This is a genomic window from Vibrio sp. Vf1514 (genome assembly GCF_052076135.1).
In the GTDB taxonomy this organism is placed as follows: Bacteria; Pseudomonadota; Gammaproteobacteria; order Enterobacterales; family Vibrionaceae; genus Vibrio; species Vibrio furnissii.
In genome coordinates, this window is the sequence record NZ_CP197267.1 from 2,816,009 (window position 1) to 2,834,978 (window position 18,970).

The following is an 18,970-nucleotide window of genomic DNA, read 5'->3' on the forward strand; positions in this document are numbered from 1 at the left end:
CCTTGATGCCGTGAGAAGAAATCTCGCCTCACGGCACAATCCGCACTTGCCTCTGCGTTCAATTGTTATATTATAACAATTCTTTCTCATTCCAGTTGGATTCATCATGAAGCATAGCCTGCACAGTCTGCGACTGCATGCTCGGGTAGTCGCGTTAACGGCTATCCTGCTGACGCTATGGCTCAATCTCGCGTTTGTCGAACACCAACTGGACGTCACACCATCGCATCATGCGCAGCATCACTGCCAACTGTTTTCCGCAGCCCATCATGGCGTCGCGGCGGCCTTGCCTGAACTGCCGGTGTGGATTGAACATGAGTACCTGCAGCCTGTCGCCACGCCACTCAGCGTGACGCTGCTTTATCTGGCCTATCTGGCCCGTTCACCGCCGACTTCATCCCTCACAAAAGACCACAACGCGCCCTCGCGCGCGGATTACTTATTTTGAATTGATGGAGTCAAACCACCATGTTTACCAAACCAATGCTGGCACTCAGCATTTCTGCTGCCGTGTGCGGTAGCGCTTTCGCTCACGAAGAATTTCGCCAACACGACGCGCACGTCCACGGCCAAGTTGAACTCAACATCGCGCAAGATGCGCACGATCTGCTGATTGAAATCACGGCACCGGGTGCCGATGTGGTGGGTTTTGAACACGCGCCGAAAACCGACGCCGAAACACAGCGCCTGAATCAAGCCCTAGAAAACCTCAATACTGCGGATGCATTGTTCACTTTAAGCGAGCGTGCCCGTTGTCATCTGGAAACAGCCTCGGTGCACCATACACTGGGGGGTCATGACGACCACGACCACGACCACGACCACGACCACGACCACGACCAGCATGATGATCATGACCACGCGCAACATCAAGCGCATGATGACCATGAGCATCACGACGATCATGACCATGACCATGACCACGATGGACATGACCACCACGATCACCAACATGGTTCGTTTACCGTGCAATACCAGTATCACTGCGACCAGATTCAAGAGCTCAAGCAGATCGACACACACTGGTTCCAACTGTTCTCAAGCACCCAGAAAATGGATGTCAATTTGCTGACCGATACACAGCAAACGGCGACTGAACTGCGTCCGGGCCAAACCCGCATTTCACTGTAATCATCCTCTCGGGTAAGTCAGCGCTTACCCGAGTTTTTGTTTTTGCGAGGCACCGTGATGAGTGAACCCCATCTCTATTCTGCGAAACAGGTGATCGAACTGCAGCAGGTCACCTTTCATTGGCCCGACAGCGACGCTCCGACATTAGACATCGAGCACCTTGTTGTCGCCGCCAAAGAACATCTGTTTATTAAAGGCCCCAGTGGTTGTGGTAAATCGACGTTACTCAGCTTGCTGACGGGCATCAACCCAGCCACCAGCGGCGCGGTGTGTCTGCTCGGGCAGGACATGACGCAACTGAAAGCCAGCGCACGCGATCGCTTTCGCGCCGACCATATCGGCTATATTTTTCAACAATTCAACCTGTTGCCTTACCTGTCGGTGATCGACAACGTGATTCTGCCGTGTCAGTTCTCGGCGCTGCGTCGCAGCAAAATCAATGAACCGTTGATAACGCGCGCCAAAGCTCTGCTGGCTCGGCTGCATTTACCGCCATCCTTACTGGACAAACCGGTCGTTGAACTGAGCATCGGCCAGCAGCAACGTGTCGCAGCAGCTCGAGCATTGATGGGGGAACCGCAACTGATCATCGCCGATGAACCGACCTCATCACTCGATTACGACAACCGCACCGCATTCATTGAACTGTTGCTAGAAGAGGCGAATCGCGTCGGCTCCACCTTGGTGTTTGTCAGCCATGACCCTACGCTGGAAAGCCTGTTTAGCCGAAGTGTCCACTTACCGACTCTCAACCGCGCGCGAGGCATGCTATGAGCGTCACGATCAAATTGGCTTGGAAAAGCCTACTCAATCGCAAAACTACCGCCCTGTTGACCGTTCTAACGGTCGCGATTTCCGTCATTCTGCTGCTCGGGGTCGAACGCATTCGGACTCAGGCCAAAAGTAGTTTTGCCAACACCATTTCCGGCACCGACCTGATTGTGGGCGGTCGCAGCGGACAGGTGAACTTACTGCTCTATTCGGTGTTTCGCATTGGCAATGCCACCAACAACATCGACTGGAAAAGTTATCAAGAATTCAGTACCCATTCGGCCGTGAAGTGGGCGATTCCGATTTCGCTCGGCGATTCGCACAAAGGCTTTCGTGTGATGGGCACCAACCACAGCTACTTTGAACACTATCGCTACGGCAGTAAGCAACCACTTACTTTTTCTCAAGGTCGCGAGTTCAACGGGTTGTTTGAAACCGTGCTGGGCGCCGATGTCGCTCGCCAGCTCGGGTATCACATCGGTAGCCAAATCATCATTGCGCACGGCATCAGCGACGTCGGGTTTGCCCGTCATGACAACCTACCATTTACCGTGGTGGGCATTCTGGCACCAACCGGCACCCCGGTGGATAAAACCGTGCACGTCTCGCTTGGCGCCATTGAAGCGATTCATGTCGGCTGGGAGTCCGGCGCACGATTGGGCAAAACACCAGATGCCGCACAACTGGAGCAGCGTCAGTTTGAACCCAAACAGATCACCGCCATGCTGATCGGGCTGAAATCCAAAATTCAGACATTTGCGCTGCAGCGCCAAATCAACGAATATCGCCAAGAACCGCTCAGCGCGATTATGCCGGGAGTCGCACTGCACGAATTGTGGGGCATGATGTCCGTCGCCGAACAAGCCTTGATGGCGGTGTCGGTATTTGTGGTGGTCGCGGGGCTGCTTGGCATGCTCAGTAGCCTGCTCACCAGCTTGCAAGAGCGGCGCCGAGAGATGTCCATTCTGCGCGCTATGGGCGCACGGCCGCACCATGTGTTTGCGTTGCTGGTCAGTGAAGCCAGCGTACTGACCTGTTGTGGCATCGTGGTGGGCCTTGGCGGGCTTTATGCGCTGCTGGCGATTGCCGCGCCGCTGATCGAAACTCAGTACGGCATTCGCTTGCAACTGGAATCGCTGTCGCACTATGAGTGGCAATTGCTGGGCTATGTGCAAGCAGCGGGTATCCTGATCGGCTTTATTCCAGCGCTACGCGCTTACCGTCAGTCGCTCAGCGATGGCATGACGATTCGACTTTAATCCCTCCACATCGACATGAGGAACGAGATGAAAAAATGGCTGGCGAGCGCCACGCTGCTGCTACTCACGGTGGCAGCCCCTGCATTGAGCAATGAGGTCTTGAAACTGGACTGGATCGATCTGATCCCGGAAAACGAGCGTAACTTGTTTGATCACCAAGGCATGCCCATGCCGGATCACAGCGGAGATGCGCCCGCACAGCAGCAAAAAATTGGCAACGTGCGCCCCGAACTCAACGGCAGTACGGTGAAAATTCCTGGCTTTGTGATTCCACTGGAAGGGGATGAAAATACCGTCACCGAGTTTCTGTTGGTGCCGTATTTTGGCGCCTGCATTCACGTGCCGCCTCCGCCACCGAATCAGATCATTTATGTGAAATTCCCGAAAGGTGCCCCCGTGCAGGAGCTTTGGGATGTGGTGTATGTGATCGGCACGCTCAAAACGCAATCGGTCAGTTTGGATCTAGCGGAAACCGGCTATGTGATTGAAGGCCAAGAGATTGCCGAATACGACGATATGTAAAATTTCTTAACAACCAAGTTACCTATGGATTGTGCTGCCTAAACGATGTACTTGGAGAGATACGTCAGTACTCCCAGATAAACGACAAACAGTAGCGCAATCGATAGGTGCTTGCGTAGTTTATTATCCTTCCAATATTTCATGTGCACCCCCACAAACAGCGATAACAATTTTAACAAACTATTATCATTTGGCATAGTGCAAATTTGTGCACTCCAACCAAGAGTTTCGCTGGAGGCATCGCGGCAGACAGGGTACATTTTAAACCATGTCCGAAACGCATAACTGCTGGTAAACATGGCCGAATCGAAACAACCTGTCGTGATTGAACACGAACCGACATCGGGTTCGTCGCAGAACAAAAAATCGCATTACGTGAAAGACAGCGGCAAGCGCATCTTTGCGATCGCGCAGCAACATGGTGTCGATGCGCTGTTGCTGAGTGAAGCGCCGAAGAAAACGCCGCTCGACCGCGCGTTCAAGCGCGAACGTGATCGCAAAGAGCAGCGCCAGAAAAACTTAGAGCAGATTGTGCGTTTGGCGCACGTGTCATGCCACAATGAAACCGCCGGTGACCCCGACCAAGATTGGCTGTACCGTTTTTTCGATATGGCGCAAGACATTCACAATTCGTCGATGCAGCGCTTGTGGGCTCAAGTACTCAAACGCGAAGTGACCAACCCGGGGTTTACCTCGATGAAAGCGCTGAAAGTGCTGCAAGACATGACGCCCAAAGAAGCGCAGATTCTGCAACGCGCCGCCGGCCTGTCGTGCAGTTTTGGCAGTGACCACAGCTTGAAATTGCTGTTTGGCCTCAAGATTCAAAATGGCTTATTCAGCCTTGGCAAACGGGCGGTGACCAACACGCTCAACATTGGCAATCATCAAATGCCCTACTCCAGCTTGCTGGTGCTGATTGAGCTTGGCTTGCTGCATGCCACCGAACTGGAATCGGGCGAAATTGAGCTCGACCCGCCACTCACCCTCAGCTATCAAGGCAAGCATTTGTCGCTGAACGCCAACTCGCGCGGCGTGCGACTGCTCTACTACCGCTTCACGCCCACCGGCAATGAGCTGTGCCGCCTACTCGGCAACAAGCCCAACATGGGGTATTACGATCAACTGGTGGCCCTGCTCAATCAGAAATTTACCGTGCACACCGAAGCCAGCGCATCGACCATTCACCACACGGTGTAATGGCGCCGCAGAGACAAAAAAAAGTCAGGCTGAGCCTGACTTTTTGTTTATCGTGTTCAGTCTATGGATTTACTGAGCGATGATACCGCGCGCGTTGAGCTCAGCCACACATTGCGCCACCAGCTCATCGATACTGGCCTCACCGGCAGGCAAGTCGATCTCAGGATCGCGCGGCGCTTCGTACGCAGAATCAATCCCAGTGAAATTAGCAATCTCCCCGGCACGTGCTTTCTTGTACAGCCCTTTCGGATCGCGTTGCTCACACACGTCCAGCGACGTGTTGACGAACACTTCGATGAACTCTCCTTGCGGCAGCAAGTCTCGCACCAATTGGCGCTCGGCGCGATGCGGCGAGATAAAGGCCGTCAGCACAATCAAACCGGCATCGGCCATCAGCTTGGCCAGCTCACCGATACGACGAATATTTTCGCGGCGATCTTGCTCCGAAAAGCCCAAATCGCTGCACAAACCATGGCGCACATTGTCGCCATCCAGCAAGTACGTGTGATACCCCAACGTCGCCAAACGACTTTCCAGCGCACCCGCCACGGTTGATTTACCCGCGCCGGACAGGCCGGTAAACCACAGCACGGCCGGTTTCTGCTTTTTCAGTTCAGCGCGACACTGTTTATCAACCGAGTGTTGATGCCACACGATGTTGTCGTCTTTCACATTCGATGCGCTGCTCATAGGTCATCCTTTTACACAGATTCTAAAAATTAAAATGGAAAAAATACCGGGATCAAGGTCAGGACTAACACGGAATACACTAATGAAATCGGAATGCCGACCCGCACGTAGTCACTCAGTTTGTAGTTGCCCACGCTATACACCAACAAGTTGGTTTGATACCCGTAAGGGGAAATAAAGCTCGCACTGGCACCAAACAGCACCGCCATGATAAACGGCATCGGATCCACGCCATACCCGACCGCCATGCTGTAGCCAATCGGAAAGGCCAGCGCTGCGGCGGCGTTGTTGGTGATAAGTTCGGTTAACACCAAGGTCACCAAGTACGTGGCAATCAAACCGCCCACCACGCCCCAGCCGTTAAAGGCCTGAATAAACATCTGCCCCATACGCTCGGACAAACCAGACGAAATCATCAATTGCGCGATCGACAGCGCCGAGCCGACAATCACCACGATATCGACCGGAAAACGGCGACGCAGCTCCCCCACATGCACAATACCAAACACAAACAGCAGCAGCAGATACGCCAGCAAGCCTTTGATGATCGGCATCACCCCAAGGAGCGACGCGCCAATGACTGCAGCAAACCCCACCAACACCAAAGTGGATTTGGTGGTATCGAGTTTGGCACTGGAATCTAAATCATTGATCAGCACAAATTCGCGGCTGTTGGCGCTGCGCTGCGCATCAAAGCGTTTGCCAGGCACCAATACCAGCGTGTCACCGGCAGTCAGCGTGATATTGCCCAGCCCGCCTTCCAAGCGCTCATGCCCACGGCGAATCGCCACCACCACCGCATCAAAACGGTCGCGAAAGCGGCTCGATTTCAAGGTTTTGTTGCAGAAACTGGCCGAGGAACTCACCACCACTTCGACAAAGTTTTGGCCGTTGAGATGGTGCTGACCAAACAGCGTCAAACCTTGAATTTCCTGCAATGTCGAGACACTTTCCACGTCGCCACAAAACAGCAGACGATCGCGCGCCTGCAACACAAAATCCGGCCCGACCGACGGCACACTTTCCCCATCACGGTTCACTTCAGCGAGAAACAGCTTACGCAAGGCACGTAGATTATTTTCAGCAATGCTGTGGCCCACCAACGGTGACCCCGGTTCGACAATCGCTTCCAAAAAGTACGGCAGATCGTCTTGGCCCTGCTCATCGTAACTGGGCAGCAGATAACTCAGCGGGATCAAAATGATCACCCCGCCCACCAGCACCGCCAGACCGATCAACGATGGCGCGAAAAAGTTCAGGCTGGGTAGCCCGGCATCTTCGACAAAGCTATTGATGATCAAGTTGGTCGACGTGCCGATCAGCGTCAGCGTGCCGCCAAAGATCGCGGTGTACGACAGCGGGATCAATAACTTCGACGGCGCGTGTTGTTGATTGCGCTTGATGGCACCAATCAGCGACACCACCACCGCGGTGTTATTGGTGAATGAGGAGAGAAATGCGGTCGACAAGCCCAACTTGGCAACCACAGTGCCCAAGTTACCTTCTGAAATGTTGCGACTCACCCAGCTGACCAGACGCGTTTTTTCCAACGCACTGGAGGCCAAGATCAACAAAACCAGAGTCAACAGAGACGTGTTGGTGAAGTTCGACGCCAGCGCGTTCACATCCATCATGCCGGACATAAACGCCACAAACGCCGCGCCGGCAAAAATGAAGCTCGGCTTAATTCGCGTGACCAGCAGACAGGTCACGATGCCCAGCAGAATCGCCAGTACCAGCCCTTGTTCCCACATAACACATCCCTCAACACGAGGGTGGTTGCCCACCCTCCATCACTTATGATTTAAGCAATTGACTCAGATCCTTCGCATCCCAGTGTGGGAAGTGCTTACGGATCAGCGCGTTGAGTTCAACTTCAAACGCAGAGAATTGACCTTCGGCTTGCGCCACGCTTTGCAAACTGTCTCGCACCAAGCCCGCACCCACGGTGACGTTGGTCAGACGATCGATGATGATGAAACCACCGGTGTCGGCACAATCGAGGTATTTATCCAGCGCAACCGCTTGGTTAAACGTCCACTCACACAAACCAATGCCATTCAGCGGCAGTTCGTCTGCGGCATAGCTCGACAGGTTGTTGATGTCGTATTGGTGACGAATCGCCGTCACTTGACCCACGGTTTTCTTGCCAGCGATCTTCACGTCGTAATCACGACCCGGTTGAAGCGGTTGCTCCGTCATCCACACCACATCGGCCAGCAGATGGTTGGTGCTTTCCACTTGATCGTGCGCCAGCACAATCAGATCGCCGCGGCTGATGTCAATCTCATCCGCCAGCGTCAGCGTGACGGCAAGCCCAGCGCGCGCAGATTGCAGATCGCCATCAAACGTGACAATGCGAGCAACCGTAGACGTTTTGCCCGATGGCAGCACTTTGACCGTGTCGCCCACATTGATGGCACCGGACGCGATCGTGCCGGCAAAACCGCGGAAATCGAGGTTTGGACGGTTGACGTACTGCACCGGGAAACGGAATTCGCCGCTGCCTTTTTGCTGATCAACATCGACGGTTTCCAGCAGATCGAGCAGTGACGGACCTTGGTACCAGTCCATGTGCGCACTTTTATCGACCACGTTGTCGCCTTCCAGTGCCGACAGGGGAATGATCTGAATATCGATGTCACCGTGTAGGTGTTTGGAAAACTCAAGATACTCGGCACGAATCTCTTCAAAACGCGCTTGCGAATACTCGACCAGGTCCATCTTGTTGACCGCGACCACAAAGTGTTTCAACCCCAACAAGTTGGAGATAAACGAGTGACGACGCGTTTGATCCAGCACGCCTTTGCGCGCATCAATCAAGATCACCGCCAGATCACAAGTCGAAGCACCGGTCGCCATGTTACGGGTGTACTGTTCGTGTCCCGGTGTATCGGCGATGATGAATTTGCGCTTCTGCGTCGAGAAATAACGGTACGCCACGTCAATGGTAATCCCCTGTTCGCGTTCCGCTTGCAGACCATCGACCAGCAACGCTAAGTCCGGGCGCTCGCCCGTGGTGCCGACACGTTGGCTGTCGGAATGCACCGCGGCCAGTTGATCTTCATAAATCTGTTTTGAGTCGTGAAGCAGACGACCAATCAGCGTACTTTTACCATCGTCAACTGAGCCACAGGTGAGGAAGCGAAGTAGCGATTTGTGTTGGTGTTGATTGAGGTAACCTTCAATACCTAGCTCAGCAAGTTGAGCTTGAACTGCACTATTCATGTTCTTTCCTTAGACCCTTAGAAGTAACCTTGACGTTTTTTCAATTCCATCGATCCGGACTGATCGTGGTCGATCGCTCGGCCTTGACGCTCACTTGACGTCGCCACCAGCATCTCTTCGATAATTTCCGGCAGTGTTTTGGCGTTCGATTCAATCGCGCCAGTCAGTGGGTAACAGCCAAGCGTACGGAAACGCACACTCTTGTGTTCAATTTTCTCACCCGGTTGCAGCTTCATACGGTCGTCATCCACCATGATCAGCATGCCGTCGCGCTCGACCACTGGACGCACATCCGACAGATACAGCGGCACAATCTCAATGCCTTCTAACAAGATGTATTGCCAGATATCCAGCTCCGTCCAGTTCGACAGTGGGAATACACGAATGCTTTCACCTTTGTTGATTTGGCCGTTGTAAGTTTTCCACAGCTCCGGACGCTGGTTTTTCGGGTCCCACGTGTGGTGCTTATCGCGGAATGAGTAGACACGCTCTTTGGCACGCGATTTCTCTTCGTCACGACGCGCGCCACCAAAAGCGGCATCAAAACCGTATTTGTTCAACGCCTGTTTCAGGCCTTGCGTTTTCATGATGTCGGTGTGCTTGGAAGAGCCGTGATCAAATGGGTTGATACCCATCGCCATCCCTTCCGGGTTTTTGTGCACCAGCAGCTCAAAACCATATTTCTTTGCGGTCGCGTCACGGAACGCGATCATGTCGCGGAATTTCCAGTCGGTGTCGACGTGTAACAAGGGGAATGGGATCTTGCCCGGATAAAACGCTTTGCGCGCCAGATGCAGCATGACCGAAGAGTCTTTGCCGATCGAATACATCATGACGGGATTGGCAAATTCCGCAGCCACTTCACGAATGATGTGGATACTTTCTGCCTCAAGCTGTTTTAAATGGGTTAAGCGTTGTTGATCCATTTTGCGTGCTTCCTTTTAGCTGCCTGTTGGCTTGAAAGACCCGTCACCGGGTCTCGCAATTTGAATAATGAGTTATGCGTATTGGTATTGCGCTGACGGGTTGGCGTGGTCACCAAACCAAGCCAATTTGTCGGCCAGCGTGACGACTTCGCCAATGACAATCAGTGACGGCGACTGAGCATGTGCCGCTAACTGAGGTAATTCACTGAGTGCGCCGCGAAATACTTTTTGTGAGGACTGCGTGCCACGTTCAATGATGGCAATTGGCGTGCTGGCGTGGCGACCGTGTTCCATCAACTGCTGCGCAATGGTGCTCGATTTCATCAGCCCCATGTAAATCACCAGCGTTTGTTGGCTGCGAGCCAGCGTTGACCAATCCATATCCGCGGCATCGGCTTTCAAATGCCCAGTGACAAACAGCGCCGATTGCGCGTAATCACGGTGAGTCAATGGAATGCCCGCGTAGGCCGTTGCCCCTGCGGCGGCGGTAATGCCCGGCACCACTTGGAACTGAACGCCGGCGTCAAACAGCACTTCCAGCTCTTCACCACCACGACCAAACATGAATGGATCGCCGCCTTTGATGCGCACCACACGGTGGCCTTGCTTGGCAAAATCCACCAGCAACTGGTTGGTTTTTTCCTGCGGCACGCTGTGGTGGCCAGCGCGTTTACCCACGCAAACCAAAATGGTGTCGCTGGGAATCAAGGCCATGATGTCGTCCGAGACCAAATAGTCGTACAGCACCACGTCTGCCTGTTGCAGGTAACTCAGCGCTTTGACGGTCAGCAGTTCCGGATCACCCGGCCCCGAGCCCACCAGCGCTACTTCACCCGGCTGCAATTGACTGCGAGCAATCTTCGACCATGTCGCGTTGTGTGTGCCACTATCCACGGCAACTAAGCGTGGGGCTGCGGTGGTCAGCGTTGACACTGTGTGAGAACCCGCCATGTCTTGTCATCCTTTACCCGATTGATGATTGCATTATGGGCAGTTCCTTTTATTACCGGAAATTCTAAAATTTCATTTTTTATTCGAAAAACTGATATAGGCTTGGCACAGTTGAAGCATTGCGTGGCTACAATTCGAACGGATGGCGTGATGACGAAATGCGCAGCACCTTGGCAAAACGGCCCATGGGTTACGCAATAAAGTGCGTAAAATCACACTTCAACTTCAAGTGAAGTCATTGTTTCATCGATATTTGTTACATTTATCGAGTTATAGACTTCCCTTAACCCGATTGGAGCGCACGATGACAGCGGCAATCAAACCTCTCTCTATCGCCATTCTCGGCGGCTTGCTGACGCTAGCTGGCCCGGCGATGGCAGAAACCATCAAACTTCGTATTATTGAAACCACCGACATCCATACCAACCTGATGGATTACGACTACTACAAAGACAAACCGTCGCAGCAAATTGGTCTGGCGCGAGCGGCCAGCCTCGTCAAAGAAGCGCGCAGTGAAGTCACCAACAGTATTCTGGTCGATAACGGCGATTTGATTCAGGGCAGCCCGATGGGCGATTACATGGCGGCCAAAGGCATCAAGCCGGGCGAAGTCCATCCCGCATATAAGGCGATGAATCAGCTCAGCTACGACGTGGGCAATATCGGCAACCACGAATTCAACTACGGTCTGGAATTTCTGCTCGAAACCATCAATGATGCGAATTTCCCGTACATCAATGCCAACGTCTACGACGCGAAATCAGGCGAGCACTTCTTTCAACCCTACCTGATCAAAACGCATACCTTTAAAGACACCGATGGCAAAGCGCATTCCGTCAAAGTGGGTTACATCGGCTTCGTCCCTCCACAAATCATGGTGTGGGACAAAAAGAATCTCGAAGGCAAAGTGACCGCCAAAGACATCAAAGCGACCGCTGAAAAACTGGTGCCAGAAATGCGCGCGCAGGGCGCGGACGTGATTGTGGCGATTCCACACTCGGGCGTCTCTTCCGACCCATACAAACTGGGTGCGGAAAACTCGGTCTATTACCTCACCCAAGTGCCGGGCATTGATGCCATTGCCTTTGGTCACTCACACGCCGTCTTCCCGGGCAAAGAGTTCGCGTCACTGCCGGGCGCCGATATTGAGCAAGGCACCATCAACGGGGTCACCGCCGTGATGCCGGGCCGCTGGGGCAGCCATGTCGGGGTGATGGATTTGACGCTGGAACAAAAAGAGGGCCAATGGGTGGTGACACACGGCCAGTCTGAAGCGCGCCCGATCTTCGATAAAGCACACAACAAACCGCTGGTAGACGCCGACCAAGGGATCGTGAAAGCCCTGAAAGCGGATCACAAAGGCACCCGCGATTTTGTCAACCAACCGATCGGCAAAGCCAATGATGTGATGTACAGCTACCTCGCGCTGGTGCAGGACGACCCAACGATTCAAATCGTCAACTTGGCGCAGCAAGATTACGTCGAGCGATTTATTCAGGGCGACCCGAACTTGGATGGCCTGCCGGTACTTTCCGCCGCCGCACCATTTAAAGTGGGCGGGCGCAAAAACGATCCGTCTAACTTTACCGAAGTGGAATCAGGCGAGCTGACATTCCGCAACGCCGCCGACCTCTATTTGTACCCGAACACGCTGGTGACAATGAAAGTCTCCGGCCAGCAAGTCAAAGCGTGGCTGGAATGTTCGGCTGGGCAATTCAATCAGATCGACGTCAACACTGAGCAGCCACAATCGCTGATCAACTGGGATGGGTTCCGCACCTATAACTTTGATGTGCTTGATGGCGTGAACTACCAAATTGATGTCACGCAGCCGGCGAAATACGATGGCGAGTGTCAGGTGATTCATCCCCATGCACAGCGTATCGTGAACCTCACCTATCAAGGCCAACCGATTCGAGATGATCAAACCTTCTTGATCGCGACCAACAACTACCGCGCATACAGCAACAAGTTCCCGGGCACCGGGAGTGAGTTCATTGCATTTGATTCTCCGGATGAAAACCGCACCGTGGTGGCCGATTACATTTCTCGCGTCAGCAAGGAGCAAGGGCAAGTGATGCCAAGTGCCGATAACAACTGGTCGTTCGCACCGATTCACAGCACGCACAAACTCGACATTCGCTTTGAAACCTCACCGAGTGACAAAGCGGCGCAGTTTATTGCAGACAAAGGTCAGTACCCGATGCTCAAAGTGGCCACGGATGAGGTCGGCTTTGCCGTCTACCGTATCGATCTACAAAACTAACGCAAGATTGAGTACAGTATCAGCCGCAGCATGTGCTGCGGCTTTTTTTATCGGAGCAAACCGGCATGCCATTCGCCGAGACAGACATTCAGCAACAGTTTCATCAGGTGATGACCGAGCACGGTTTTTGCGCCGACGACATCGCGGAGCTGCTCGCGGCGGCCACGCCGTTGGAGCTGCCAACACGCCATATTCTGGTCAATCAGGGGGAAACCCCAACGCATTTTTACTTCATCTGTAAGGGTATTTGTCACGCCAGCTACCTGACGCCAGAGGGCAAGGAGTTCAGTAAAGAGTTTTACTGGGAACAAGATTGGATCATTGGTTTTGAAAGCTTGATTCACCGCGCACCATCGCCGTATCTGCTGGAAAGCCTGACGCCGGTGACGTTGCTGTGCTTACCGATTGAGTATTTACATCAATGGCGCCAGCGTGTGCATCCGTTGTACATCAAACTACTGGAAGCGCAGTTGATGCACAAGGAGAATAAAGAACGCTTCATGTTGCTCTATCGCCCAGAGCAGCGTTATCAAGTGATGTGTCAGCAGTTTCCGGAATTGATGCCGCGAGTCAGCGACACCCACATCGCCGCCTATCTGGGGATCACGCCCATCAGCCTCAGCCGAATCAAGGCTCGGCTGAGAAATGAGTGACGGTTATTTGATGTAACGCGCGCGGAACTGGCGGCCTTTCATTTTGCCGTTGCTAAGTTTATCCAGCGCCACTTTAGCCACGCTCTTTTGCACCGCGACATAGGCGCGCATTTGGAACAGGTTGATCTTGCCGATCTGATCTCCAGTCAAGCTGCCATCACTGGTCAAAGCGCCCAGAATGTCGCCCGGGCGTACTTTCTGTTTCTTACCGCCGTCGATCTGAATCGTCACCATGTTTGAACGGTACGGCGCAACCCCTTTCACCAGTTCAGGCAGTTCGGCAGGCGAAATCACAATGTCCATGTACTCTTCGATCTGCGCAATGCGGTACATCTCTTTATCGCTAAAGAAACTGATCGCCAGACCTTGGCTGCCTGCGCGACCAGTACGGCCGATGCGGTGGACGTGGACTTCCGGATCGCGTGACAGCTCGAAGTTAAATACCGCGTCGAGATTATCCACATCCAGACCACGTGCGGCCACGTCCGTCGCGACCAACACCGAGATACTCTTGTTGGCAAACTGCACCAGCGCCTGATCGCGCTCACGCTGTTCCATGTCACCGTGCAGTTCAATCACACTGAAGCCTTTGTGGTGCAGCTCATCCGCCACACTTTGTACTTCACGTTTGGTGTTACAAAACACCACCGCAGATTCCGGTTGATGATTCAGCAGCAGGGTCGCCAACGCTTCATCGCGCGCTTCGGTGCCTTCGACTTTGTAGAACTGTTGACGAATGCTCGAGGTTTCATGGGTCGATGCCACTTTGATCATCAGCGCGTCACGCGTCACCGATTGGGCGATCTCTTGGATTGCTTCCGGATAAGTGGCACTAAACAGCAAGGTTTGACGCTGTTTTGGCGCTTCAGCAATGATCGCATCCAGCGCTTCCTGAAACCCCATTTCCAGCATACGGTCCGCTTCATCAAGCACCAAAGTGTTGAGTTCTGACAAGTCGATACGTCCTTTGGACAGGTGATCCAGAATCCGCCCCGGCGTACCCACCAGAATATGCGCACCGTGTTCCAGTGAGCCAATCTGAGGCCCCATCGGCATGCCGCCGCACAACGTCAGCACTTTGATGTTGTGAATCGCGCGGCCCAGTGTGCGAATGTCGGTCGCCACTTGATCCGCCAGTTCACGCGTCGGACACAACACCAAAGATTGCACGCGAAAACGCTTCACGTGGAGGTTTTGCAACACACCCAGACCAAACGCTGCGGTTTTGCCTGAGCCGGTTTTCCCCTGACCAATCACATCCTGACCGTTGAGGATTGCTGGCAGAGATTGCGCCTGAATTGGCGTCATATGAGTAAACCCCATGGTGTCGAGGTTTGAGAGCAGTTCTGGCTTGAGGTTCAAAGCAGCAAAAGATGTTGGGTTCAAGGGTGTGTCCTTAGGTCAGACGAAAAAACGAGCGGCTATTATCGTTATTTTAATCGTCAGCACCAGTGAATATTGATTTAAATTTTTTGCGGTCGACGCTTAACTTTTGTTAATGCCGATACAAGAATGCGCTGCTAGAGTAACACGCAAACCATCCTAAGGAGTGACGCATGGTAACCTGGCAATGCCTTTCTTTTTCTGAACTCAGCAACCACCAACTGTACGAGCTGCTCAAACTGCGGGTTGACGTATTCGTCGTCGAGCAAACCTGCCCTTATCCCGAACTCGACAACAAAGACATCGTCGACGGTGTCAAACATCTGCTTGGCTATCGAGACGGGCAGTTGATCGCGTGTTCACGCTTGCTGCCCCCCGGCATCAGTTATTCCAGTGTCAGCATCGGCCGTGTTGCAACCTCCCCCACCGCCCGCGGAGATGGCCTTGGCCATCAACTGATTCGCGAAGCACTCGAGCAGTGCCAAAGCTTGTGGCCTAATCAAGCGATTGAAATCGGCGCGCAAGCGCACCTGTCAGAATTTTACGCCCGTCATGGCTTTGTTCGAACCTCTGCCCCCTATCTCGAAGATGGCATCGCACACGTGGACATGAAGCGCGACGCATGACCTCGCAAACGCTCGCGCTGTGGTTATTGATTTTCGGCAATCTGGCCGCGTCACTCTCGGATGTCGCGGTCAAGCTGCTTGACGGGGAAGTGTCGCCTTTTCAGTACATGTTTCTGCGTCAGTTGATTTCATTCGCCGTGATCCTGCCGTTGTGGTGGCGACAACCTCGCGCGCAGCGAGCGCTGCATCATCCTGGCATCACGGTATTGCGGGCCCATCTGGTCTTAATCGGCAGTGGTTGCATGTTGGTCGCAATTACCTATTTGCCGCTCGCCACCGCCAATGCGGTATTTTACGCGGCGCCATTGTTGATGCTGCCGCTGTCGATTGTCTTACTTAAGGAAACACCGGGACTCGGCAAAGTAGTGGCGACGACGTTGGGATTTGTAGGCGTGTTGGTGGTTTTGCGTCCCTCGCAGTTTCATTGGGCGGCGCTGTTTGCACTCGGCACTGCGATGACCTTAGCACTGTTTAATATTTTGGCGCGGAAGATTCCCGCGAAGCAGACGGTGGTCACGACCCTAATGTGGACTTGCCTCTTTTCGCTGCCGCTGTCTGCGGCGCTTGCGCTGTGGCAATGGCATGCCATGACTTGGGAACAGATGGGTTGGGTGGCCAGTAGCGCGCTGCTGATCTTGACCTACAACGGTTTGGCCGTGGCTGCCTACCGGCGTGCACCCGCTAGTCAGATTGCATTGGCGGAGTATTCCGGCTTGATTTTCGTTGCATTGATGGGCATGGGGTGGTTCAACGAAATCCCCGATCGCCTCACTTGGCTTGGCATCGCGTTGATCGTTCTGCCACTGCTGCCCGTTAGAATCCTCAAACGGACAGCCGTCGCTGGTCATTATTTACTGCGGCCGAAACCGCCATCGGATAAGCGGAAAAACATCACCGATTGATTGTTTTTCTCAAGTTGCAGAATATCCAATTTGCCGTCGCTGGCGAGTTTAAAACGAATCAGTTGACCTTGCTGAATCTGACTCAGCGGCTTATCACTGCCTTCAATTTTGACCAAATCGTTCAGATCCGCCATCGGCAGTTGGTTATTACGAAACACTTGCGATAGCGTATCGCCCTGTTGCACGATGTATTCATGCCACACTGTCGACTTCAGTTGGCTCTGCTCTGCCGATTGCTGTTCACTCAAACCACGCGTGTTGATGTTCACTTCCACGCGTTGACCGGAGGCTGGCGTTTGTGGCGCTTGCTCCGAACGCTGAGGCAGTGGCATCACCATCAAGATCAAAACGACCGGCACCAGCACCATCAAGGCACGCTGATGTAATCTCGGTAAACGTTGCCAGAATTGCGTCGCTTTGTGCTGATATTCACGCCAATCGAATTGAACATCGATGGCTGCCCACTTGCTTTGAATCAGTGCGAGATAATCCGTCTGCTGCTTTTTCTTATGTCGACGATTCATGTTAATCCGTCCCTAAAATCCTTGCCACAGTATAAAAACTCATGTGCCGAGAGTATAGAGGCAGCCCCCTAATCTGCTAAAGGTTGACATAATCCTGAAGAATTTCCTCTGGGATTCTGCGCGAAGTCACACCTTACACCCATATTGCAGCGATTTCCTGTCGAACGTTTCATCCCTATCCTGAACCTGTTATCCTGTGGCCTTTATTGATACGACAAAGAGTGACTTTTATGTCTGACGTAAAATTTGACACCGTAGAACAGAAAGCAAGCTACGGTATCGGTCTGCAAATGGGCCAACAACTGGCAGGTAGCGGTCTGGAAGGCCTGAGTGTTGACGCGATTGCAGCGGGCATTGCCACTGCACTGGTTGGCGACATGCCAGCAATCGAAATCGACGAAATCAACCAAGCGCTGCAAGCACTGCACATGCGCGCGGAAGAAGCACGCCAAGAAGCAGCAAAAGCAGCTGCGTCTGAAGGTGATGCATTCCTGAAAGACAACGCTTTGCGTTCAGAAGTAACCGTTCTGGAATCAGGTCTACAGTACGAAGTGATCACACAAGGTACTGGCGAAATCCCAACTGCAGATAAAGCAGTTCGTGTTCACTACCACGGTGAACTGGTTGACGGCACAGTATTCGACAGCTCAGTATCGCGCGGTCAACCTGCTGAATTCCCAGTGACTGGCGTCATCAAAGGTTGGGTTGAAGCCCTGCAACTGATGCCTGTGGGTTCTAAATGGAAACTGTACATTCCACACGACCTAGCATACGGCGAGCGTGGCGCAGGTGCCGCGATCCCTCCATTTGCTGCTCTGGTATTTGAAGTGGAACTGCTGGACATTCTGTAAGCAGAACAATTTAGCAAAGAATTAACATCAAGCGGCGCTCAGCGCCGCTTTTTTTATCTAAAATTAAAGCTCAGCCCACATTTAGGAATTTCATTCATCATGAAACAGTCGCTCGTATGGACACTGATGCTCGGTACGCTGATCAGCGCGCCATCTTATGCTTTTCTCAACTTCGGTAGCAGCAATGATGATCTGGCCAGCATGGTCAGCAACACGCTCAATCAAGCAGAGAGTAACTCGTCACTGATTTCTCAAGTCACCAGTCAACTGCCCGTCTCAGGACAACAAGCCACAGGCGGCGTTGGTGCGTTATTGTCTCTGGCCCAAAACCAATTATCCGAGAGCAACAGCGAAGAACTCACCAAACTCATTCCGGGGATGGATCAGTTGACCAGCCTCAACCTGTCAGGCAGTTCGGGCAGCACCGATATTTTATCGAGTATTCAAAATATGGAATCGGTGAATAAAGTGTTTGAACAATTGGGATTGGATTCAAGTATGGTGTCGCAGTTTGCGCCGGTGCTACTGCAATACTTGACCGGCCAAGGGGCCAGTGATGGCTTGCTCAGCTCACTGAGCAGTTTATGGGGCGCGTAACGCTCACGCAGCGCATCGGGTACATCACGATAGCGCAGATACAAAAAAGCCGAGCAAATGCTCGGCTTTTTTAATCACGAACTGATTACTCAGCAGCAGCTTCAACAGCAGCTTCTGGGCGATCAACAAGCTCAATGTAAGCCATTGGAGCTTTATCGCCTGCACGGAAACCACACTTCAGAATACGAGTGTAGCCGCCTTGACGTGCAGCGAAACGTGGACCTAGTTCGTTAAACAGTTTAGCAACGACTTCGTTGTCACGAGTGCGTGCAAATGCTAGACGACGGTTAGCAACACTGTCAGTCTTAGCTAGTGTAATCAAAGGCTCAACTACGCGACGTAGCTCTTTAGCTTTTGGCAAAGTAGTCTTGATAACTTCATGACGTACTAGAGAGCTAGCCATGTTGCTGAACATCGCTTTGCGATGACTGCTGTTGCGGTTGAGTTGACGACCACTCTTACGATGGCGCATGACCAAATCCTTCTAACTAGT

General features: G+C 53.0%; 20 protein-coding genes. 12 read left to right on the forward strand and 8 right to left on the reverse strand.

Features of this window, described 5'->3' with window-relative positions; all coding sequences use genetic code 11:
• The first annotated feature begins 106 nt into the window (after nucleotides 1–106).
• From ACS18Q_RS13020 to ACS18Q_RS13045, 6 genes are all read left to right on the forward strand, one after another.
• Nucleotides 107–448, forward strand: a complete 342-nt coding sequence (locus ACS18Q_RS13020; protein WP_143680295.1) for a DUF2607 family protein — start codon at nucleotides 107–109, stop codon at nucleotides 446–448.
• 20 nt (nucleotides 449–468) lie between these two features.
• Nucleotides 469–1,131, forward strand: a complete 663-nt coding sequence (zrgA, locus tag ACS18Q_RS13025; protein WP_441257147.1) for a zinc uptake protein ZrgA — start codon at nucleotides 469–471, stop codon at nucleotides 1,129–1,131.
• Nucleotides 1,132–1,188: 57 nt separating this feature from the next.
• On the forward strand, nucleotides 1,189–1,905 hold the full coding sequence (locus tag ACS18Q_RS13030) for an ABC transporter ATP-binding protein (protein WP_441257148.1): 717 nt from the start codon (nucleotides 1,189–1,191) through the stop codon (nucleotides 1,903–1,905).
• Nucleotides 1,902–3,161 (forward strand): ABC transporter permease, encoded by a 1,260-nt coding sequence (locus ACS18Q_RS13035; RefSeq protein WP_004728636.1) that lies wholly within the window; start codon nucleotides 1,902–1,904, stop codon nucleotides 3,159–3,161. Before ACS18Q_RS13030 ends, ACS18Q_RS13035 begins: the two co-directional genes overlap by 4 nt.
• Nucleotides 3,162–3,188: 27 nt before the next feature.
• A complete protein-coding gene (locus tag ACS18Q_RS13040; protein WP_004728635.1) occupies nucleotides 3,189–3,683 on the forward strand; it encodes a DUF3299 domain-containing protein in 495 nt (164 codons plus the stop codon).
• 297 nt (nucleotides 3,684–3,980) lie between these two features.
• Nucleotides 3,981–4,880 (forward strand): TIGR03899 family protein, encoded by a 900-nt coding sequence (locus ACS18Q_RS13045; RefSeq protein WP_004728633.1) that lies wholly within the window; start codon nucleotides 3,981–3,983, stop codon nucleotides 4,878–4,880.
• Nucleotides 4,881–4,949: 69 nt separating this feature from the next.
• Here ACS18Q_RS13045 and cysC read toward each other — a convergent pair whose 3' ends face one another.
• From cysC to cobA, 5 genes are all read right to left on the reverse strand, one after another.
• Nucleotides 4,950–5,570, reverse strand: a complete 621-nt coding sequence (gene cysC / locus ACS18Q_RS13050; RefSeq protein ID WP_014204370.1) for an adenylyl-sulfate kinase — start codon at nucleotides 5,568–5,570, stop codon at nucleotides 4,950–4,952.
• Between the two features lie 29 nt (nucleotides 5,571–5,599).
• Nucleotides 5,600–7,324, reverse strand: a complete 1,725-nt coding sequence (locus tag ACS18Q_RS13055) for an SLC13 family permease (RefSeq protein WP_004728631.1) — start codon at nucleotides 7,322–7,324, stop codon at nucleotides 5,600–5,602.
• 43 nt (nucleotides 7,325–7,367) lie between these two features.
• Nucleotides 7,368–8,798 (reverse strand): sulfate adenylyltransferase subunit CysN, encoded by a 1,431-nt coding sequence (gene cysN / locus ACS18Q_RS13060; RefSeq protein WP_004728630.1) that lies wholly within the window; start codon nucleotides 8,796–8,798, stop codon nucleotides 7,368–7,370.
• 17 nt (nucleotides 8,799–8,815) lie between these two features.
• On the reverse strand, nucleotides 8,816–9,724 hold the full coding sequence (cysD, locus tag ACS18Q_RS13065; RefSeq protein ID WP_038152619.1) for a sulfate adenylyltransferase subunit CysD: 909 nt from the start codon (nucleotides 9,722–9,724) through the stop codon (nucleotides 8,816–8,818).
• A 72-nt stretch (nucleotides 9,725–9,796) separates the two neighbouring features.
• On the reverse strand, nucleotides 9,797–10,675 hold the full coding sequence (gene cobA, locus ACS18Q_RS13070) for a uroporphyrinogen-III C-methyltransferase (RefSeq protein ID WP_154180448.1): 879 nt from the start codon (nucleotides 10,673–10,675) through the stop codon (nucleotides 9,797–9,799).
• Nucleotides 10,676–10,979: 304 nt separating this feature from the next.
• On the opposite strand from cobA, the gene cpdB reads away from it, so the two are divergent.
• Entirely contained in the window at nucleotides 10,980–12,941 is a 1,962-nt protein-coding gene (gene cpdB / locus ACS18Q_RS13075; protein ID WP_004728626.1) for a 2',3'-cyclic-nucleotide 2'-phosphodiesterase, read from the forward strand.
• An 86-nt stretch (nucleotides 12,942–13,027) separates the two neighbouring features.
• Complete coding sequence (locus ACS18Q_RS13080; RefSeq protein ID WP_172562325.1) at nucleotides 13,028–13,594, forward strand: Crp/Fnr family transcriptional regulator; 567 nt, start codon at nucleotides 13,028–13,030, stop codon at nucleotides 13,592–13,594.
• A 3-nt stretch (nucleotides 13,595–13,597) separates the two neighbouring features.
• Here ACS18Q_RS13080 and dbpA read toward each other — a convergent pair whose 3' ends face one another.
• Nucleotides 13,598–14,980, reverse strand: a complete 1,383-nt coding sequence (gene dbpA / locus ACS18Q_RS13085) for an ATP-dependent RNA helicase DbpA (RefSeq protein ID WP_441257149.1) — start codon at nucleotides 14,978–14,980, stop codon at nucleotides 13,598–13,600.
• A 170-nt stretch (nucleotides 14,981–15,150) separates the two neighbouring features.
• Between dbpA and ACS18Q_RS13090 the strand changes: the two genes are divergently transcribed.
• Both ACS18Q_RS13090 and ACS18Q_RS13095 read left to right on the forward strand, forming a co-directional pair.
• Nucleotides 15,151–15,603: a GNAT family N-acetyltransferase gene (locus tag ACS18Q_RS13090; protein ID WP_441257150.1), complete on the forward strand. Its 453-nt coding sequence runs from the start codon at nucleotides 15,151–15,153 to the stop codon at nucleotides 15,601–15,603.
• Nucleotides 15,600–16,505: a DMT family transporter gene (locus ACS18Q_RS13095; protein ID WP_081454510.1), complete on the forward strand. Its 906-nt coding sequence runs from the start codon at nucleotides 15,600–15,602 to the stop codon at nucleotides 16,503–16,505. The genes ACS18Q_RS13090 and ACS18Q_RS13095 overlap by 4 nt, the downstream gene beginning before the upstream one ends.
• On the opposite strand, the gene ACS18Q_RS13100 is transcribed toward ACS18Q_RS13095, so the two are convergent.
• On the reverse strand, nucleotides 16,451–17,029 hold the full coding sequence (locus ACS18Q_RS13100) for a LysM-like peptidoglycan-binding domain-containing protein (protein WP_143680287.1): 579 nt from the start codon (nucleotides 17,027–17,029) through the stop codon (nucleotides 16,451–16,453). The two genes, ACS18Q_RS13095 and ACS18Q_RS13100, sit on opposite strands and share 55 nt — an antisense overlap.
• 230 nt (nucleotides 17,030–17,259) lie before the next feature.
• Between ACS18Q_RS13100 and ACS18Q_RS13105 the strand changes: the two genes are divergently transcribed.
• Nucleotides 17,260–17,880 carry an FKBP-type peptidyl-prolyl cis-trans isomerase gene (locus ACS18Q_RS13105; RefSeq protein WP_004728621.1) on the forward strand — a complete coding sequence of 207 codons (621 nt, stop codon included), beginning with the start codon at nucleotides 17,260–17,262 and terminating at the stop codon, nucleotides 17,878–17,880.
• Nucleotides 17,881–17,979: 99 nt separating this feature from the next.
• Entirely contained in the window at nucleotides 17,980–18,477 is a 498-nt protein-coding gene (locus tag ACS18Q_RS13110) for a DUF2780 domain-containing protein (RefSeq protein ID WP_004728620.1), read from the forward strand.
• An 85-nt stretch (nucleotides 18,478–18,562) separates the two neighbouring features.
• Here the strand turns inward: ACS18Q_RS13110 and rplQ are convergent, their stop codons facing one another.
• Nucleotides 18,563–18,949, reverse strand: a complete 387-nt coding sequence (gene rplQ / locus ACS18Q_RS13115; RefSeq protein WP_001216360.1) for a 50S ribosomal protein L17 — start codon at nucleotides 18,947–18,949, stop codon at nucleotides 18,563–18,565.
• Nucleotides 18,950–18,970 lie beyond the last annotated feature (21 nt).

What these genes read in the sequence shown, in the direction of transcription:
- ACS18Q_RS13035 (WP_004728636.1), top strand. Translation starts at nt 1,902, where the DNA reads ATGAGCGTCACGATCAAATTGGCTTGGAAAAGCCTACTCAATCGCAAA.
- ACS18Q_RS13105 (WP_004728621.1), top strand. Translation starts at nt 17,260, where the DNA reads ATGTCTGACGTAAAATTTGACACCGTAGAACAGAAAGCAAGCTACGGT.
- ACS18Q_RS13030 (WP_441257148.1), top strand. Translation starts at nt 1,189, where the DNA reads ATGAGTGAACCCCATCTCTATTCTGCGAAACAGGTGATCGAACTGCAG.
- ACS18Q_RS13090 (WP_441257150.1), top strand. Translation starts at nt 15,151, where the DNA reads ATGGTAACCTGGCAATGCCTTTCTTTTTCTGAACTCAGCAACCACCAA.
- ACS18Q_RS13055 (WP_004728631.1), bottom strand. Translation starts at nt 7,324, where the DNA reads ATGTGGGAACAAGGGCTGGTACTGGCGATTCTGCTGGGCATCGTGACC.
- cysC (WP_014204370.1), bottom strand. Translation starts at nt 5,570, where the DNA reads ATGAGCAGCGCATCGAATGTGAAAGACGACAACATCGTGTGGCATCAA.
- cobA (WP_154180448.1), bottom strand. Translation starts at nt 10,675, where the DNA reads ATGGCGGGTTCTCACACAGTGTCAACGCTGACCACCGCAGCCCCACGC.
- ACS18Q_RS13100 (WP_143680287.1), bottom strand. Translation starts at nt 17,029, where the DNA reads ATGAATCGTCGACATAAGAAAAAGCAGCAGACGGATTATCTCGCACTG.
- ACS18Q_RS13110 (WP_004728620.1), top strand. Translation starts at nt 17,980, where the DNA reads ATGAAACAGTCGCTCGTATGGACACTGATGCTCGGTACGCTGATCAGC.
- cysD (WP_038152619.1), bottom strand. Translation starts at nt 9,724, where the DNA reads ATGGATCAACAACGCTTAACCCATTTAAAACAGCTTGAGGCAGAAAGT.
- ACS18Q_RS13095 (WP_081454510.1), top strand. Translation starts at nt 15,600, where the DNA reads ATGACCTCGCAAACGCTCGCGCTGTGGTTATTGATTTTCGGCAATCTG.
- ACS18Q_RS13040 (WP_004728635.1), top strand. Translation starts at nt 3,189, where the DNA reads ATGAAAAAATGGCTGGCGAGCGCCACGCTGCTGCTACTCACGGTGGCA.
- rplQ (WP_001216360.1), bottom strand. Translation starts at nt 18,949, where the DNA reads ATGCGCCATCGTAAGAGTGGTCGTCAACTCAACCGCAACAGCAGTCAT.
- ACS18Q_RS13020 (WP_143680295.1), top strand. Translation starts at nt 107, where the DNA reads ATGAAGCATAGCCTGCACAGTCTGCGACTGCATGCTCGGGTAGTCGCG.
- cpdB (WP_004728626.1), top strand. Translation starts at nt 10,980, where the DNA reads ATGACAGCGGCAATCAAACCTCTCTCTATCGCCATTCTCGGCGGCTTG.
- ACS18Q_RS13045 (WP_004728633.1), top strand. Translation starts at nt 3,981, where the DNA reads ATGGCCGAATCGAAACAACCTGTCGTGATTGAACACGAACCGACATCG.
- cysN (WP_004728630.1), bottom strand. Translation starts at nt 8,798, where the DNA reads ATGAATAGTGCAGTTCAAGCTCAACTTGCTGAGCTAGGTATTGAAGGT.
- zrgA (WP_441257147.1), top strand. Translation starts at nt 469, where the DNA reads ATGTTTACCAAACCAATGCTGGCACTCAGCATTTCTGCTGCCGTGTGC.